Raw genomic sequence first — 16,343 nt, forward strand, 5'->3', positions numbered from 1 at the left:
ATTGGTTACTCAAGCGCTTTATGCGCTCGGTTTTCTCTTTGTGATGTCTTTACCGTTAATGTCAATGATCTTTATTTCTTTCTTTCAGTCTGATCAACAGATGTTGTTGTTGGCTCCATCCGTAACTTTTAAATCAAACTTCCAAAACTGTGGAGAATAAGGGAGTCGAACCCTTGACCTCCTGCGTGCAAGGCAGGCGCTCTAGCCAGCTGAGCTAATTCCCCCTCTAGTAGACTAAGAGACCCCAGAGGCCAGATACAAGACTTTTTAATTGTGTCTTGACTCCTGACTCTTTCATCTTCCCGTCTTTTTAATTAGTAGTCTCGGGCAGGCTCGAACTGCCGACCTCTACATTATCAGTGTAGCGCTCTAACCAGCTGAGCTACGAGACTGTCTTTTTAGACTTTTAGATCCAAGATGCTAGATACAAGACTTTCTATCGTCTTGGGTCTGGGCTCTCGGCTCTTGTATCTCTTCCCTGTACTAATTTCTAGTGGGTTTTGTATTGTTATATAGCAACCAAACAAAAAACTAAAGCTTTACTTTGAAGCAAGTACTTTGTATCTTACGATACTGATTTTGTTTAACGTCTTTTGACGCTCTAAAATGAGATGTTCCAGCCGCACCTTCCGGTACGGCTACCTTGTTACGACTTAGCCCTAGTTACCTGTTTTACCCTAGGCAGCTCCTGTTACGGTCACCGACTTCAGGTACCCCAGACTTCCATGGCTTGACGGGCGGTGTGTACAAGGCCCGGGAACGTATTCACCGCGCCATGGCTGATGCGCGATTACTAGCGATTCCAGCTTCATAGAGTCGAGTTGCAGACTCCAATCCGAACTGAGACCGGCTTTCGAGATTTGCATCACTTCGCAGTGTAGCTGCCCTCTGTACCGGCCATTGTATTACGTGTGTGGCCCAAGGCGTAAGGGCCGTGATGATTTGACGTCATCCCCACCTTCCTCTCTACTTGCGTAGGCAGTCTCACTAGAGTCCCCAACTTAATGATGGCAACTAGTGACAGGGGTTGCGCTCGTTGCAGGACTTAACCTAACACCTCACGGCACGAGCTGACGACAACCATGCAGCACCTTGAAAAATGTCCGAAGAAAAGCCTATTTCTAAGCCTGTCATTTCCCATTTAAGCCTTGGTAAGGTTCCTCGCGTATCATCGAATTAAACCACATAATCCACCGCTTGTGCGGGCCCCCGTCAATTCCTTTGAGTTTCAAACTTGCGTTCGTACTCCCCAGGTGGCTAACTTATCACTTTCGCTTAGTCTCTGAACCCGAAAGCCCAAAAACGAGTTAGCATCGTTTACGGCGTGGACTACCAGGGTATCTAATCCTGTTCGCTCCCCACGCTTTCGTCCATCAGCGTCAGTTGTTGCTTAGTAACCTGCCTTCGCAATTGGTGTTCTAAGTAATATCTATGCATTTCACCGCTACACTACTTATTCCAGCTACTTCAACAACACTCAAGACTTGCAGTATCAATGGCAGTTTCACAGTTAAGCTGTGAGATTTCACCACTGACTTACAAATCCGCCTACGGACCCTTTAAACCCAATAAATCCGGATAACGCTTGCACCCTCCGTATTACCGCGGCTGCTGGCACGGAGTTAGCCGGTGCTTATTCGTATAGTACCTTCAGCTAGATACACGTATCTAGGTTTATCCCTATACAAAAGAAGTTTACAACCCATAGGGCCGTCGTCCTTCACGCGGGATGGCTGGATCAGGCTTGCACCCATTGTCCAATATTCCTCACTGCTGCCTCCCGTAGGAGTCTGGTCCGTGTCTCAGTACCAGTGTGGGGGATCACCCTCTCAGGCCCCCTAAAGATCGCAGACTTGGTGAGCCGTTACCTCACCAACTATCTAATCTTGCGCGTGCCCATCTCTATCCACCGGAGTTTTCAATATTAAGTGATGCCACTCAATATATTATGGGGTATTAATCTCCCTTTCGAAAGGCTATCCCCCAGATAAAGGCAGGTTGCACACGTGTTCCGCACCCGTACGCCGCTCTCAAGATCCCGAAAGATCTCTACCGCTCGGCTTGCATGTGTTAGGCCTCCCGCTAGCGTTCATCCTGAGCCAGGATCAAACTCTCCATTGTATGTTTGTCCGACTCACTCAAAGTTTTTAACGCTTTAGTTTTTCCTTACTTGGTTGTTATATTGTATGTCAATGATCTTTATATCTTCCGCTTTATAACGAAGCAATCTCTCTGTCAGTGTCGCTCCGTATTTGCGAGTGCAAAAGTAAAACTTTATTTTGTAATGACCAAATGTTTTTAAAGAAAATTTTAAAGTTTTTTAAGTAACCTTAATCCTTATCCAACATCTCAATCACCCTGCTCCTGCGCTCCGATTTATTCGGACTGCAAAGATACAAACTCTTTTTTATCCCGCAACTCTTTTTACAAAAAGTTTTGAAGTTTTTTTCGTCTGTTTCTTTTCGGAGTCATAATGTCTCTGCCTATCCAAAGGCTCTTCTGCGCTTACTGATCTACTCTCGTTTTCAGTGGGGCAAAGATAGCAACTTCTTACAACGCAAAACAAGTTTATTTAACTTAAATTTTACCGTTTCGTAATATTTCAGCTTAAAGCGCTGGCAGGCAGGTAGAAAAATTTTAAACATTTGTTTGGGGTCCCGGGTGGGAAGCGTGGGAGCGTCCGGGAGTTGGTGGGCGGGTTGACCCTTGATCAAAATAGCATATATATTATATAGTAGAAACCAGACTATAGAAGAAAACAAGCTTTCTTCGACAAGTTCAGAATTATACCTGGTTCCTATTGAATTAATGATACACCAGATTATATATCAAACACAGCATTGTTAATCCACAGTCCGGACAAAACTTGTCCGTAGCATGACACGGATAATACCAACTGTAAAAAAAGGTTTTAGACATTATCCTGCTAACTTACATCCTTTACTCTGGTCAAGAGGTTTGGATTCCTACGGAATGACACAATGGAAATAAAGGCTTGGATTCACTAACCCGAAGCTCGCAACACAATAACCCGGACCACTATATTCTCCTACCATGAAATTCATCATTCATCATTCATTATTAACAAATCCTTCCCTAGCCCTGATAGCAATGGTTACCCCGCAGCAGAAGCCGGAGCGAGAGGACTTGAGTACGGGAAGCCCCGGCGCGGAGTAGAAATGGATAGCAGGATGAAGCTCCTGAAAAAGTTGGAGAGTTGGAGGGCCGGAGAGTCAGAGAGGCGGAAAACTGAAGTGGTTTGCTTATATTTAAAGATAGAGATGGAAATATTAGCAGTCTTTCGAAAGTGGAATCAGAAGAAACGTTTGATCAATAGTTTGTAGGCATAGTATCCTAACAGGCACCCGATAGTATCTGCTACGATATCTAAGGTTTCCATAGATCTGCCCAGTCCCATTTCTTCCTGCAGGATTTCAGTAAGGAATGCATAAATAAGAATGATCTGAAAGAAGTAGGAGAATTTTATTTTAGGAAACGTGGCAATGAAAGAAAACCCCAAAGCAGCAAATATACTGAGATGCAGAACTTTGTCGATACCACTGAACATGAACCAATATTCATGGTTTTCTTCTCCGGGTTTGAGAAGCATATAAGTAAGAAATGCCCAATAAATGGGCAGTATCTTACTAAATATTTTTGAAATCTTATCCAATGATCGCTTTGTAATCATCTGCAGAAAGTAACTCTGACTGATCTGCCCCATCAGCAATTTCCAATTTGATGATCCATCCGTTTCCATAAGGATCTGTATTTAACAGCTCAGGCTGATCTTCCAGGTCTGAATTAAATTCAATAACCTTCCCTGAAACGGGCAAGAATAGATCTGAAACAGTCTTTACCGCTTCTACACTTCCGAAAACGTCTCCTCCATTAAGGTCATCATCTACAGTATCTACATCCACATATACGATGTCTCCAAGTTCTCCCTGAGCAAAGTCTGTAATACCGATTGTAGCAACGTTACCTTCGATTCTGATCCATTCGTGATCTTTGGTGTACTTTAATTCTGATGGTGTGTTCATTTTTAAATTTTTATTTTGTACAAATGTATTCAAAAATATAGTAGCTTCAAATATCGGATATAAAAAAAGTCCTTCAAAACTGAAGGACTTTTAGGTTTGTATTATTTTTAGAATCCACCTGCGGATTCACCGAATGTAAATGTGGCTGAAATACCTGCTCTGATTGTTGACAGCGGGAAAGCTGTGGAAATCTTATACTTTGAGGTCATCTGTTCGTAGAATACTCTCAGGTTCAGATTCTCAGAAACGTTGTAATCTGCAGACAGTTTAATGTTCATTAATCTTTGTCCTCCTGTGACCTGAGCATCATTTAACAGGATATTCATAATGGATGTTTTACTGTCTCTTAATGAAATATCTCCTCTGATGTTAAGATCACTTCCTTTTCCTCTTGTTCCTCTTCCTCTGATATTGGCCGTTCCCAATCTGAAGTTTCTGACAATATATCCAAGTCTTACCACGTATTCCGTATTGGCATCTTCAGTAAGCGTCTGGTTTACCAATCCGAGCACCATCATTCTGGTTCTGTTGTACTGTATCCCAAACTGCATGTTGTTTCTCATGGTAACATCTATTCCAATGAGCGGAGAGAAGGATTCTACATATCCGACCTGTGCAAAGGTATATGGATTGATCTTGTCTCCTGCATTTTTGATTACATTACCAGCATCATCTACAGTCTGATAAAATCCGTTCGGATTGCCATGATAGTCTACATTGCTTTGAATACCTGTTGCGGTATAGGTAGCAGTATAAGCATGTAAGATGTCAAACTTCGTGAACTGTCCGCTGATAATCGGGATATTTTTTAACCCTGAATACGTAATTCTCCAGTTTGGTAACGGGAATCCTGATTTTTTAGGATTAGTCATCGGTGTCACAGACTTTCCTTCCATAGCTGCTCTAAAGGCAGGAATTAATACATAGGCATTTCCGATGCTATAATGCTGGGCAAATCCATTGTTATCCAATACTGCTCCAGGGCCTCCCAATTGCTGGGAAAGCGCTCTTGCATTTTCTCTGATCGCCTGATAAACTGCCTGTCCATCTTTAAACGATGTGCTAAGAAGCGTTGTCGTATTGGAATAGGTTGTCAATTCGCTGGCAAATGTAAAGTCCGGATCAGGAACTCCGTTATTGGTATAGTTAAATCCTGTGTGTGAGAAGTTACTGTTAAAAGTGTGCAATACATTCAGGTCAACTCTTAAATCGTTCATCGGCATTACCTGTAAGTCTGCCCTCAATTCTTTGGTAGACATTCTTACGTATGGATCTGTCATATAGTTGGAACCACTCACCCATCCGTTTTCCATTACTGTTCTTCTGATATCTGCCTGTGATCCTAAAAGGAATCCAAGTGTCGGGCCTCCCAGTGTCTGGCCGTATCCATACCAGTTTGGAGCTGATATTAATCCCGGAAGCACTGTTCCGTTTGTTTCATTATAACTTACATTCAGCTGTTTGAAAGAAGTCAGGAAGAATGCTGCACTTTGAAGTGGAGTAAGCCTGTTTTTAAATTTATACTTTTTGTATCTGTATCTGTTCTTTTCCCATTGTTTTGCATACACGTTATTCAGAGAGTCCATCTCCTGTCTTCGCTTCTGCAGTTTTGCATTGATGTTTTTAAAGTAATTAAACTGACCAAAGAACTTAGGAAGATCTGCTGAAGCCGTTGCCTGAATAACATTGGTATTCTGACCCACTGATCCTAAACTCGCTGGCTGGTTAGTGGTAGGATCCACAAATCCAAGCAATGAAGTAGATCTTGCTGCCCAGTTATAAGTAAATCCATATCCTACTTCCGCATCAATGAAATCCAGATAAGGCAGGTACTGGAACGGCAGTTTATAATTCAGCTGCGCTCTGTGATTGTACAATACCGGTCTTCCTGCTCTGAATACATTTCCGAAGATCGACTTATTGTCCATGGAATTCACATCCAGGTTATCATTAAGGGTTCTGGTTGCGGAGTTGATTTCCAGCTTTAATGATTTTGTGAAATTAAATCCTAATCCATACTGCCATCCAAAGAAGAAGTTTCTGTTTTTGATGGCATCAAAGTCACTGTTCATATTTCCGTTCAGGATTGCCTCCACATTTCTGAACTCTAACTCGTTATAATTTCTGTCGATTTCAGTTCTGAAAGAGATTCTTGTAGGTATTGGATTAAAGTTGAATTCCTTCACCCATCTCAGATACTTTGTAGATTTTGCGGTATCGCTGATCATTTTGTTGAAAGGTTTGATCATCCACGGTTTAAATGTGTAGTTGTAATCAATATATCCTCTCAGATACTGTCTGTAATTTCTTTTGGTATAAATATCCCTGTAATAGTCATCGTTATAAACAGCAGTTACAGAAACGTTTTCGATATCATAGAATTTAGGCTTTTTATTTGGATTTACCCTTTCCTTATGCATATTCACAACTCCAATACTTCTCTGCTGGGTATAAGTTCTCGCTACTTTTTTCAGCTGATCTTTATTAGGCGCCTTGCTGAATTCCACATCGGTGTCCAGAGGATTATATTTCGGATCTTCGATAGTCTGTGAGTAAGAATAATTTAACGGAATTTTCACTCCGGTTTTTCCGGAAGGAATTTGTCTACATTAATCGCGGTATTAATACTGAATGCCGATTGGGTAGACTGAGTTCTTTCTGCAGGTTTTGAATCGATATTACCGAAACCAACAGATGTATAGGAGGCATTGGCGTTCACGGTTGCCAGGTCTCCCATATTAAAGTTTAAGCTGGCGTTACCTGCATATCCTCCATCATTCTCAATTTCAGAAAGACGGATTTCGTTAACCCAAAGAACTCTTGTTATAGTGGATGCCCCTCTTGGATCAGAGTTTCTTACCCCAATCATAATAGTGGTAATATTTCCCAAACTTGGTCTACCTTTGATATAAATATTTTTATACGGTTCCTGATATCCTGTGTCAACTGTTCTATTAGTAATTGCAACACCAGATTTGTCTCTCCTGATTTTTGCATCTACAAAGTTCTGAACATCAAAATCAACTTCATTTTCCATTGGCCAGATCTCCATAGGAGCTGTTGCTGTAGTAGGAGTCATTCTTAGAGATGATTCGTACTCGTAATAGTTATCAGTAGCATCGCTTCCGAAACGGATAAAGAATTTGGTATTCTCATCCAGTCCAATTACTCTGTTCAAAGGATCATGAGCATGGACAAACAGCTTCAGCTTTTTGTATCTTCTCATATCCAAAGTCGTATTTTTAAACACTCCTCTTGCCTCAGTTTTAAGATCTTTCACTTTCATGTAAAGTGAGGCCTCATTCTGTCTCTGAGCTCCTGCATTACCACTCAAAACCTGTCTGTCAATTCCCGGAGGCAATACATATGGAGGTTGGTTCAGTGCATTTTCTTCAATATTTACACTTCCTATTTCAAAATTAGGATCTGTCACAGTTCCCGTTCCTTCTTCCGGATTAGTAACATTTAAACTTGCAATCTTACTGGTATATTTTCTCCAGTCTGATCTTACAAGATCCATTGTTCCGAATCTTAAAGTAGACGTTTGATCAAATCCTGTCAGCATTAATCTTGCAAATCTCACATTATTCAATACTGCATCTTCGTGTGTCCTTCTGCTTTATCATAATTCGCTACCGGAATTCTGAACAAATACCATTTAACATCGGAAGACTGCCCGTTCTGGAATGTTGCTTTTACGGTTTTTACATCTACAATATTATTCGACCCAAGTGACAAACTTGGCTGGTCAAGCTTTATAACATATTGGTTATAGTTTTCACTCTGATCAAGGTTGTAATCCTTGTTGATATCTTCAGCATCCGGAGTCTGTGAAGATACATTCAGAGAGTTCGCTTCTGAGTTTCCTTCCGGGTTTCTGAAATACTTGTAACGTTCCACTACCGAAGCAGCCTGACTTCCTGTAAATTTATCAGAAAGGTAGAATACGAAGTCATCCACTGCCGGGTCAGCAATATTGGTTACCGGATTTACAAAGGTATTCCCGAACCTCATGGCTTCCTGATCAGAAGTAAGACCATCATATCCGGCATCCTGAGTTCTTCTGTCATCTCCTTCTGTAGAGAATGCATATAAAATTGGCGGCTGTTTTGGCTGTACTCCCCAGTTTGAATTCGTTGTAGAAGATGGTGTGCCCGGAGTAGGAAGTCCGTTTTCGTACTGCATTTTTCCATCTTTCAGAACATCTTCGGAAACGTTTCCTAAGTGAAGTAAAAGCTTTGGATCAGTTCCCAGGGTTTTACCGTCTGCATAAGGATCCATCATCCAGAATTCAACGTATTCAATATTTGAACTCACAAAGTTCGGAACGCTGATGGATCTCATAATCCCAGCCCACCTGCTTTGTGCCTGTTCCGTTACCGGATTGACGTTATATGGCCCTTTCTCTTTAGGGAAATAGGAAATATCAAAAGTATTCGTAAAGGTTTGTTCTCCTGCTACGAAATCTCTGTTGTTATAAATTTCGGAATATTGCACCCTTCTGGAAGCGTGGTTGGATACAGACTGTGGTGTGATTCCTGCAGGAGCTTTTCCACCGACACCCCAGAATCGCGGATCGATATTATACCATGTTAATAGCCCTCTTCCATATCCACTTGTTATATCATCATTTGCCGGTACCGTATTAAATGGCGGCAATGTATTTTTTCCGGTTTTGAAGCAAGGCTCCATGCTGCCGGTTCTTTTAATGATATTTTAGAAGTTGTCTGTTCAAAATCGTCAATATAAGACTGGTTATTGGTTCCTTTATTCAATCCCGGTAATAAATAGGCGGCTTCCATCTTGAAGTTTAAGTTGGACGGAGCTTCGGTTTTTACCATCGGAAGCTTGTTGGTAAGCCTTGTCAGGTAAGGAGCCTGATTGTTGTACATCAGGTTGATCCCAGCCATGGTATTGTTTACGGCTTCCTGCCCGAAGTTTACTTTCTGGGTCAATGGAGATTCGGAGTAATTGATTACCGTTCCACCTAAGATAAAGTTTTCACTGAATCTTCTTTCCAGGTTTAATCCTAGGAATCTTTTTCTCTGGGTATTAAATGTCAGCTGGTTTTCCAGTGAAATATTGATGGCCTGTCCGGACTGCTTTACATTTTCATTGATGATGGTAACCGTTCCCAGCATATAGTCTACGGTATAGTCTACTCCTTCCGTAAGCTGTACTCCGTTTGCAGCTACTTTCACCGATCCCTGAGGAACGTTTACTGCTCCCAGAGAAATACCTTGCCCCTGAACACCTTTATAACGGCCTTCCATGGTATACCTTTGTGAAAGGTTACTGGAGAGCGCCTGTTGTTTTTGTTTGGTATAAAGATCCTGGAAAACATATTGAGGATCACTTGTACCCAATTTTGATTCCAGATATTTACCGAAGGGCTGTACTTTGGTAAAGATGACTCTTCCTGTTTCCGGTCTGATGGTAAGACCATTAACAAAGTCGAAGATACCGTCTCCTTTACTTCCATCTTTATTATTCTGGATATCGCCATTCATATTGAGGCGGTCCCAGTTAAATAATTTCAGTAAGTTCTGGTCTTTTACAGGAGTATCCGGAAGATAGTTTACTTTACCTCCTGTTTTCGGATCCCTGTAATAAACGTTAAGGATAAATCCATCCGGAGCTACCTGTCCGGCGTCAATAGAGTAAATATTCTTCATCATCAGATCCCACATCGGAGATTGAGTATTGACTTTGTTATTTACTCTCAATACTTTAGTAACCAGTACAGGGCTTTCTTCAGAAAACTCCCTACTTTGTATACTTTATTGCTCCCGTTAACGGTATAGGAGTATGAAACGGCTAAAAGCTGCTGGTCATTAAGTTTTTGGTTTAATGAAATATATCCAAGCTGCGGCTGAAAAGTATATTCATTAGCATTCAGCTTCCTGGCTTTTGTATTGTATATGAATTGTTCCCCGTTATCATAAGGAGTGGGATCACCAGGAAGTACCTGTCCCTGGAAAATAGTACCATAGTTTTTTCCTGCTTCTCTGGTACCGGCTACTTCTGATACTTTATCATATAATCCGTTCAGAGAGTTATCTGGTAAAGTGGCCCCTCCTGCAGCTTCTCCCAGGTCTCTGATCCCGATAATACTTTTCTGATAGGCAAGATTACTGTTCCCCTGATCCAATACCCAAACTTCCAATCTGGTGATGTTGATTGTGGAATTGATTTGCGGATAATTAATCAAAGCATCGTCATACTTGTTCAGGAAATAGTGTCCTAAAAGAAGTGCTGGTTTTCTTCATAGTCAATAGCATTGACTTTAAAGTTATTCATCACACCACCACCCTGAACTACAATATTACGGGCTTCACCCTGCTGCTGGGAAAGGACAACTGTTCCGAATGTTTTTCCTAACTGGAACTCTGTTTTCACCCCGAACAATGACTGGGAACCACGGATAAGGCTGGTTGAAAGCGGCATGTTTACGTTACCGAACTCAACTCTTTTGATTATTTTATCTTCTCCTCCTTCGTTAGGCTTATCTACATTTCCAAGACCTTTGCTTTGAAGATCTTTCCAGCTTCCTTTTGCCTGCCAGACGAGATTCATCCTGTTTTCGAAAGCAAAACCGCTCTGAGTATCATAATTGGCCTTTAACTGAAGATTTTCACCTACTTTCCCCAATAATCCCAGCTGAATTCTCTGATCTATATCAAAGGTAAAGCTGGTCCTGTTTTGCGGCAGGATCATCGGGTTATCTATTTTCTGGTAAAGCCCTGCAAAATCCAGGGATGCATACCCTGAAGGAATGATTTCAATTTTATTACCTCCGAAAATGGTTTCAAAAAGTCTGTTGTTGATCTGTAATGAAGGAATAAGTCCCTTCTTTCTGGCATCGGATCTGTCTCTTCTGAAGAGAAGGTTATATTTATCAGATTTCTCCTTGTAATAGGCTTTTGTCTGGCTGGCAAGCATATATTCTTTATATTCTTCCGGAGACATTGCTGTAGGAGGACCTGTAATGGTATTTCCGATTTTGGGATACACGTAATACATCCCGGTTTTTATATCGTAATAGGCTTCGTACCTCGTAGGGTCAGCCACTTCATATTGTTTTCTTATGATCGCTGTATCTTTCTGTGCCTGCGCAAAAGCACTGACAGACATACACAGGAACGACAGGAACAAAAATATGTTAAGATGCTTAATATTCGCCACCAAATGTTAAATGTTTTTTAAGATTTGTTTAACCAATTCTTCTACGGAGATGCTTGGATTTTGTTTTATAATTTTATCCGCAATCTTCTCACTGGTTCGTTTAGGAATGCCTAAAACTTCTAATGCAGATAACGATTCTTCCTTAATTTTATTATCCGTCATCACAGAAATGTTCGCGTTAGGATCACTGTATTTCTGTACTTTATCTTTAAGATCTACGATAATTCTTTCAGCAGTTTTTGCACCGATTCCTTTCGCTTTTTGGATCAATGCACTGTTTCCGGAAAGTATGGCTGAAGCAATCTCATCAAGGCTCAAAGTTGACAAGAGAATAAGTGCTGAGACAGCCCCCACACCATTAACACTTATTAACAGATTGAACATTTCTTTTTCTGAACGTGTGTTAAATCCAAAGAGAAGATGAGCATCCTCACGAATGATCTGCTGAATAAATAAAAAGGTCTGCTGATTTAAAACCAGCGTTTGTGAGGTCATCAAACTGATTCCCACATAGTAACCAACTCCTTGCACATTAATGACAGCGTAGGTAGGTGTAAGTTCCTGAACTGTGCCTTGTAAAGAAAATATCATTATTAATTTTTAAAACTCCCAAATATAGCAATTTAAACTAATTAATGTTTTCATTTGATCTGCGAATGATTTTTAACTTAAATTTCAAATAAGAATTCAAGGAATTAACATAAAAACAAAAGACTCCAAAATATGGAGTCTTTTTAGTATCTGAACACCTCTTATGGTGTTATTTTTTTAATAATATTTCTATGTCTTTACTGTTTCTTCTCTCTCCTCTGAGCATCAAGAACGGCAATTGTAGCAAGGTTCACAATTTCATCTACGCTTGAACGCATCTGAAGCACATGTACCGGCTGTTTTAATCCCATTAAGATAGGTCCGATTACCTGTGCCACCTTCATCCCTCTCAGGATTTTGTAAGAAAGGTTGGCACTTTCAAGATTCGGGAAGATGAATGTATTGGCCGGTGTTGTTCCTAATTTTGAGAACGGATAATCACTCAGGTGGTCTGCATTCATTGCAAAATCGGGCTGAATTTCACCGTCCACAACCATTTTAGGATATTTTTCATGAAGAATTCCTACTGCTTTCGCAACTTTCTTGGAAGTTTCAGAGATAGCAGCAAAATTTTCAAATCCAAGCATTGCAATTCTTGGTTCAATAGCAAAAGATTTTACTGTAAATTCTGCCATTTTAGCAATATTCACCAGGTCTTCAGCTGTAGGGTTCTGGTTGATGGAAGTATCTGCAAAGAAAATAGGTTTCTTTTCAGACAGGATCATCATCATTGCCGCTACTTTGTCTACCCCTTTATCTTTTTCAATAACTTCTAGAACGGGACGTAAAACGGAAGTGTAGTTTTTAGAGAATCCTACGATAAGACCGTCAGTATCACCATGTCTCAGCATCAAAGGTCCGAAATAATCTCTCTGGCGAACATATCTTTTCGCTTTGTACTCGTTCATCCCTTTTCTCTGACGAAGTTTCCAAAGTGTTTCTCTGTATTTTTTTCTGTTTTCTTTCTGATCATCATCACTTGGATCAATAATAGGCACATCCAGAGTAATTCCGTAACGCTCCATCTGCTCCTTGATGTATTTTTTATCCCCTAAAAGGCTTGGGTAAGCAATTCCTTCTTCATAAAGGATCTGAGCAGCTTTCAATACATTGTATTCTTCAGCATTTCCAAGGGTAATTCTTTTCGGATTGGATTTTGCACGGCTCTGCATCATTCTTACCAATCTTTCATCTCTACCCATTCTGTCTAAAAGCTGGTGCTCATATTCGTCAAAATCCGTAATGGTTTTTCTGGCAACACCACTTTCAATAGCTGCTTTTGCAACAGCGCTTGATACTTTTGTGATCAGTCTGTTATCAAATGGTTTCGGAATGAAGTATTCTCTTCCGAACTGAAGATTCTGAACATTGTATGCTAAAATTACAGCTTCCGGCACCGGTTCTTTTGCAAGATCAGCAATGGCGTGTACCGCAGCCAGTTTCATGGCTTCATTAATTCCTGTAGCCTGTACATCCAATGCTCCACGGAATATATAAGGGAATCCCAATACGTTGTTTACCTGATTAGGATAATCACTTCTTCCTGTAGCCATGATCACATCTTTACGGGTGTCGAGTGCAAGATCATAAGCAATTTCCGGATCAGGATTAGCTAAAGCAAATACGATAGGATTTTCGTTCATGCTCAGCAGCATTTCAGGAGTCATTACGTTTCCTTTTGATAATCCAACGAAAACATCAGAGCCTTTTACAGCATCTTCCAATGTTTCGATATCCGTCTGAGCGATGAAATCCAGTTTTTCAGGAGTAAGGTTTTCTCTTTTATGGTTGATTACTCCTTTACTGTCACACATCAGGACGTTTTCTTTTTCAATCCTAATGAGATGTAAAGCTTTGTACATGCGATGGCCGCAGCACCAGCTCCGTTCACCACCATTTTCACTTTATCAATATCCTTATTGGCAATCTGCAGAGAGTTAATCAATGCAGCAGCAGAGATAATTGCTGTTCCGTGCTGGTCGTCATGCATCAAAGGAATATTCAATTCCTCTTTCAGTCTTTGTTCTATATAAAAAGCTTCCGGAGCTTTAATATCCTCAAGGTTAATTCCTCCGAAAGTAGGGGCAATTCCTTTTACGATTTCAATAAATTTTTCAGGATCTTTTTCATCGATCTCAATATCAAAAACGTTGATATCTGCGAAGATCTTGAACAAAAGTCCTTTCCCCTCCATTACCGGTTTTGAAGCTTCAGCACCGATATCTCCCAGTCCAAGTACGGCAGTACCGTTAGAAATTACTGCTACCAGATTTCCTTTTCCTGTGTAATCATAAACAGTTTCCGGTTTATCATGAATTTCCATACAAGGCACTGCTACTCCCGGGGAATATGCCAATGACAGATCTCTTTGGGAAGAGTGGGGCTTTGATGGGATTACTTCAATTTTTCCTTTGGGTTCTGCTTTATGATAATCCAGCGCGGCCTGGCTAAAGTTCTTTTCGTCACGATTGTTGTTACTTGACATAAAATTTTGTTTTTTGTTAAAGTATATATTTAATGTGGTAATCTACTAAGCTTTCAATTGGTTTCTGAACTACATGTCCCACATTTAAATTAAGTTCTGATGCTACAGAACGTAGTGTATTTTCATAATAATAAGCGATGGAACCGATGAAATTAATCTCAGCTTCATACGCTTCCTCATAAGGGAGAACCTGGTATTCGAAGAAATTTTTCATTTCATCAAAAACCATATCCCTGAAATAAGGATGATCTTTTCTTTCGATTACAAATTTGGTAAAATTCGCCAGATATGCATTGGGTCTTGGAGTATGATACATATTTTTCAATGCATCTTCCACGGTAAGCTGATAATCTGCCTCAAATTCTTCATGAAGGTCTGCAGGCAGCTTTTTCATAAAATATCTGCGCACCAGTTGCTTTCCGATAGCGCTTCCGCTTCCCTCATCCCCTATCAGGAATCCGAGTGAAGGTAATTCTATCTTCACATTTTCACCATCAAAAAAACAGGAATTTGATCCTGTGCCCAAAATGCACACAATAGCAGGTTTCCCGCTATAAGCCGCATATGCAGCAGCCATCAGATCTTCCTTCACAATTATTTCTGCTTTTCCAAAGACTTTTTTCAGTTCTTCTTCTATGGTTTCGCAGTTCTTTTTCACTCCGCATCCGGAACCATAAAAAAATACTTTGGTAATTGAGTTTTTAACCGATATCAGATTGCTATTTTTCTGGATTTCCGGAGCAATAAGCTCCCTGTTGATAAAATTCGGATTGAAACCGATTGTTTCCGTTTTCAGAAAAACTTTCTTAAAGTCATCAAGAATTACCCAATCCGTTTTAGTAGAACCACTATCTACAATAGCAACCATATTTTAGATTTTAATTTAAAGATGCTAAATTATGAATTTATCTTCAATTAGCATTTAAAACAATCTGGAAGCTGTCTAAAATCATCAATGTTTAATCTGTGCTTTTTTTCGTTGAATTGTAAAAGCCAATCTTCTATTTCATCTTCAAGATAGGAAGTCTGTAATTCCATTGCATTGATAAAATCATCAGGCACCGGCTCACCAGTGGAGTTTTCAAGATTCCACAATTCGTTTGACATATTTTCATATTCGGAATACACTCTTTTGAAGCGGGAATTTTCTTTCTCAAGAGCCTCAATATTTTTCTGTTGAAGCTGGAATTTTCTGTATTTGTTTTGACGTTTCATACAAATATTATTAATAATTGGGTCATAAAATGTAGGAGGATATGCTCTTAGCTGCGCACTACAAGATAGAAAAAACCATCAACACAAGGAGTTGAAAATGAATTTATTATCAGGTCTTAATTACATCATTCTGAATATTAAAATTAGACATATTTTTTATTAAAAAAAATATTTTAACAACTTTTTTCAGTGTTTAACATATAGTTATAAATTTGCATATTCATATTGTGAAGGTATATCATTTTGGAAGTTATAAAACCATTATTACAAGCAGGAAACCGTAAGGTATTTATCTGATGAGCTGTAAATCATTCCGGTACGCTATACAATATGTACAAACATGTTTAGTTTTTATATTCATTAAATGAAAGAAATACTCTTACGCCAGAAGCAGGTTTTGTTCTTCATCATTGCAGGAGGACTAAGTGCTATTGTAGAGATAGGCAGCTTTAAAGTTTTCAGCACCTATCTTCCACATTTCATTGTAAAAGAAACCAACTTTTATGGTGTACATTATCCTCTGAGTAATATTTTCTCTACCAGCTGCGGGATTATTACCAATTATTTCCTGAGTATCTGGTTCGTATTTGAAAGGGGAAAGCACTCAAAGAGAAAAGAGTTTGCTTATTTTATGGTGGTATCCTTTTTTCAACACTGCTCAGCTTAGGTTTTTTCCAGATTTTCTACAGTTTCATATTTAAAGATAATATCAATTTATTTTTTTATACCTTGAGCCCGGAAATGATCAGCAAAATTGCTGCGATATTACTGGTTTCCATTCTGAATTATTCAATAAAAAAGAAAGTAATTTTTAACGGTTAGGC

Annotated in this window: 9 protein-coding genes, 2 tRNA genes, 1 rRNA gene and 3 pseudogenes; 1 reads left to right on the top strand and 14 read right to left on the bottom strand. The window is 39.8% G+C overall.

Translation table 11 applies throughout. The features are described 5' to 3' along the window. Positions 1 to 150: 150 nt before the first annotated feature. From OWR28_RS19340 to OWR28_RS19385, 14 genes and pseudogenes are all read right to left on the bottom strand, one after another. Positions 151 to 224 (bottom strand) — tRNA-Ala (locus OWR28_RS19340). A gap of 94 nt (positions 225 to 318) precedes the next feature. Further along, a tRNA-Ile gene (locus OWR28_RS19345) sits at positions 319 to 392 on the bottom strand. Positions 393 to 604: 212 nt separating this feature from the next. After that, positions 605 to 2,121 (bottom strand): 16S ribosomal RNA (locus OWR28_RS19350). 1,192 nt (positions 2,122 to 3,313) lie between these two features. After that, positions 3,314 to 3,640: a VanZ family protein gene (locus OWR28_RS19355; protein WP_332388450.1), complete on the bottom strand. Its 327-nt coding sequence runs from the start codon at positions 3,638 to 3,640 to the stop codon at positions 3,314 to 3,316. A gap of 25 nt (positions 3,641 to 3,665) precedes the next feature. Then, entirely contained in the window at positions 3,666 to 4,043 is a 378-nt protein-coding gene (gene gcvH, locus OWR28_RS19360) for a glycine cleavage system protein GcvH (RefSeq protein WP_041461925.1), read from the bottom strand. Positions 4,044 to 4,150: 107 nt separating this feature from the next. After that, positions 4,151 to 7,608 (bottom strand): annotated as a pseudogene (gene sov / locus OWR28_RS27160) (T9SS outer membrane translocon Sov/SprA). 23 nt (positions 7,609 to 7,631) lie between these two features. After that, complete coding sequence (gene sov, locus OWR28_RS27165; protein ID WP_494168492.1) at positions 7,632 to 8,702, bottom strand: T9SS outer membrane translocon Sov/SprA; 1,071 nt, start codon at positions 8,700 to 8,702, stop codon at positions 7,632 to 7,634. Beyond that, positions 8,663 to 9,769, bottom strand: a complete 1,107-nt coding sequence (gene sov / locus OWR28_RS27170) for a T9SS outer membrane translocon Sov/SprA (RefSeq protein WP_494168493.1) — start codon at positions 9,767 to 9,769, stop codon at positions 8,663 to 8,665. The genes sov (OWR28_RS27165) and sov (OWR28_RS27170) overlap by 40 nt, the downstream gene beginning before the upstream one ends. Next, positions 9,766 to 10,254 (bottom strand): hypothetical protein, encoded by a 489-nt coding sequence (locus OWR28_RS27175; RefSeq protein ID WP_494168494.1) that lies wholly within the window; start codon positions 10,252 to 10,254, stop codon positions 9,766 to 9,768. The genes sov (OWR28_RS27170) and OWR28_RS27175 overlap by 4 nt, the downstream gene beginning before the upstream one ends. 32 nt (positions 10,255 to 10,286) lie before the next feature. Beyond that, positions 10,287 to 11,228: a T9SS outer membrane translocon Sov/SprA gene (sov, locus tag OWR28_RS27180; protein WP_494168502.1), complete on the bottom strand. Its 942-nt coding sequence runs from the start codon at positions 11,226 to 11,228 to the stop codon at positions 10,287 to 10,289. A gap of 6 nt (positions 11,229 to 11,234) precedes the next feature. After that, the gene (ruvA, locus tag OWR28_RS19370; RefSeq protein WP_332388108.1) at positions 11,235 to 11,819 is read right to left on the bottom strand and encodes a Holliday junction branch migration protein RuvA; all 585 of its coding nucleotides are present in this window, start codon (positions 11,817 to 11,819) and stop codon (positions 11,235 to 11,237) included. Between the two features lie 197 nt (positions 11,820 to 12,016). After that, positions 12,017 to 14,304, bottom strand: a pseudogene (locus OWR28_RS19375) (NADP-dependent malic enzyme). 16 nt (positions 14,305 to 14,320) lie between these two features. Continuing rightward, positions 14,321 to 15,172 carry a BadF/BadG/BcrA/BcrD ATPase family protein gene (locus OWR28_RS19380; RefSeq protein ID WP_332388109.1) on the bottom strand — a complete coding sequence of 284 codons (852 nt, stop codon included), beginning with the start codon at positions 15,170 to 15,172 and terminating at the stop codon, positions 14,321 to 14,323. A gap of 47 nt (positions 15,173 to 15,219) precedes the next feature. Then, complete coding sequence (locus OWR28_RS19385; RefSeq protein WP_332388110.1) at positions 15,220 to 15,519, bottom strand: hypothetical protein; 300 nt, start codon at positions 15,517 to 15,519, stop codon at positions 15,220 to 15,222. A 364-nt stretch (positions 15,520 to 15,883) separates the two neighbouring features. On the opposite strand from OWR28_RS19385, the pseudogene OWR28_RS19390 reads away from it, so the two are divergent. Further along, positions 15,884 to 16,341 (top strand): annotated as a pseudogene (locus OWR28_RS19390) (GtrA family protein). Positions 16,342 to 16,343 lie beyond the last annotated feature (2 nt).

This window comes from Chryseobacterium sp. 1B4, from assembly GCF_036631475.1.
Classification (GTDB): domain Bacteria; phylum Bacteroidota; class Bacteroidia; order Flavobacteriales; family Weeksellaceae; genus Chryseobacterium.

What these genes read in the sequence shown, in the direction of transcription:
- OWR28_RS19385 (WP_332388110.1), bottom strand. Translation starts at nt 15,519, where the DNA reads ATGAAACGTCAAAACAAATACAGAAAATTCCAGCTTCAACAGAAAAAT.
- ruvA (WP_332388108.1), bottom strand. Translation starts at nt 11,819, where the DNA reads ATGATATTTTCTTTACAAGGCACAGTTCAGGAACTTACACCTACCTAC.
- OWR28_RS19380 (WP_332388109.1), bottom strand. Translation starts at nt 15,172, where the DNA reads ATGGTTGCTATTGTAGATAGTGGTTCTACTAAAACGGATTGGGTAATT.
- gcvH (WP_041461925.1), bottom strand. Translation starts at nt 4,043, where the DNA reads ATGAACACACCATCAGAATTAAAGTACACCAAAGATCACGAATGGATC.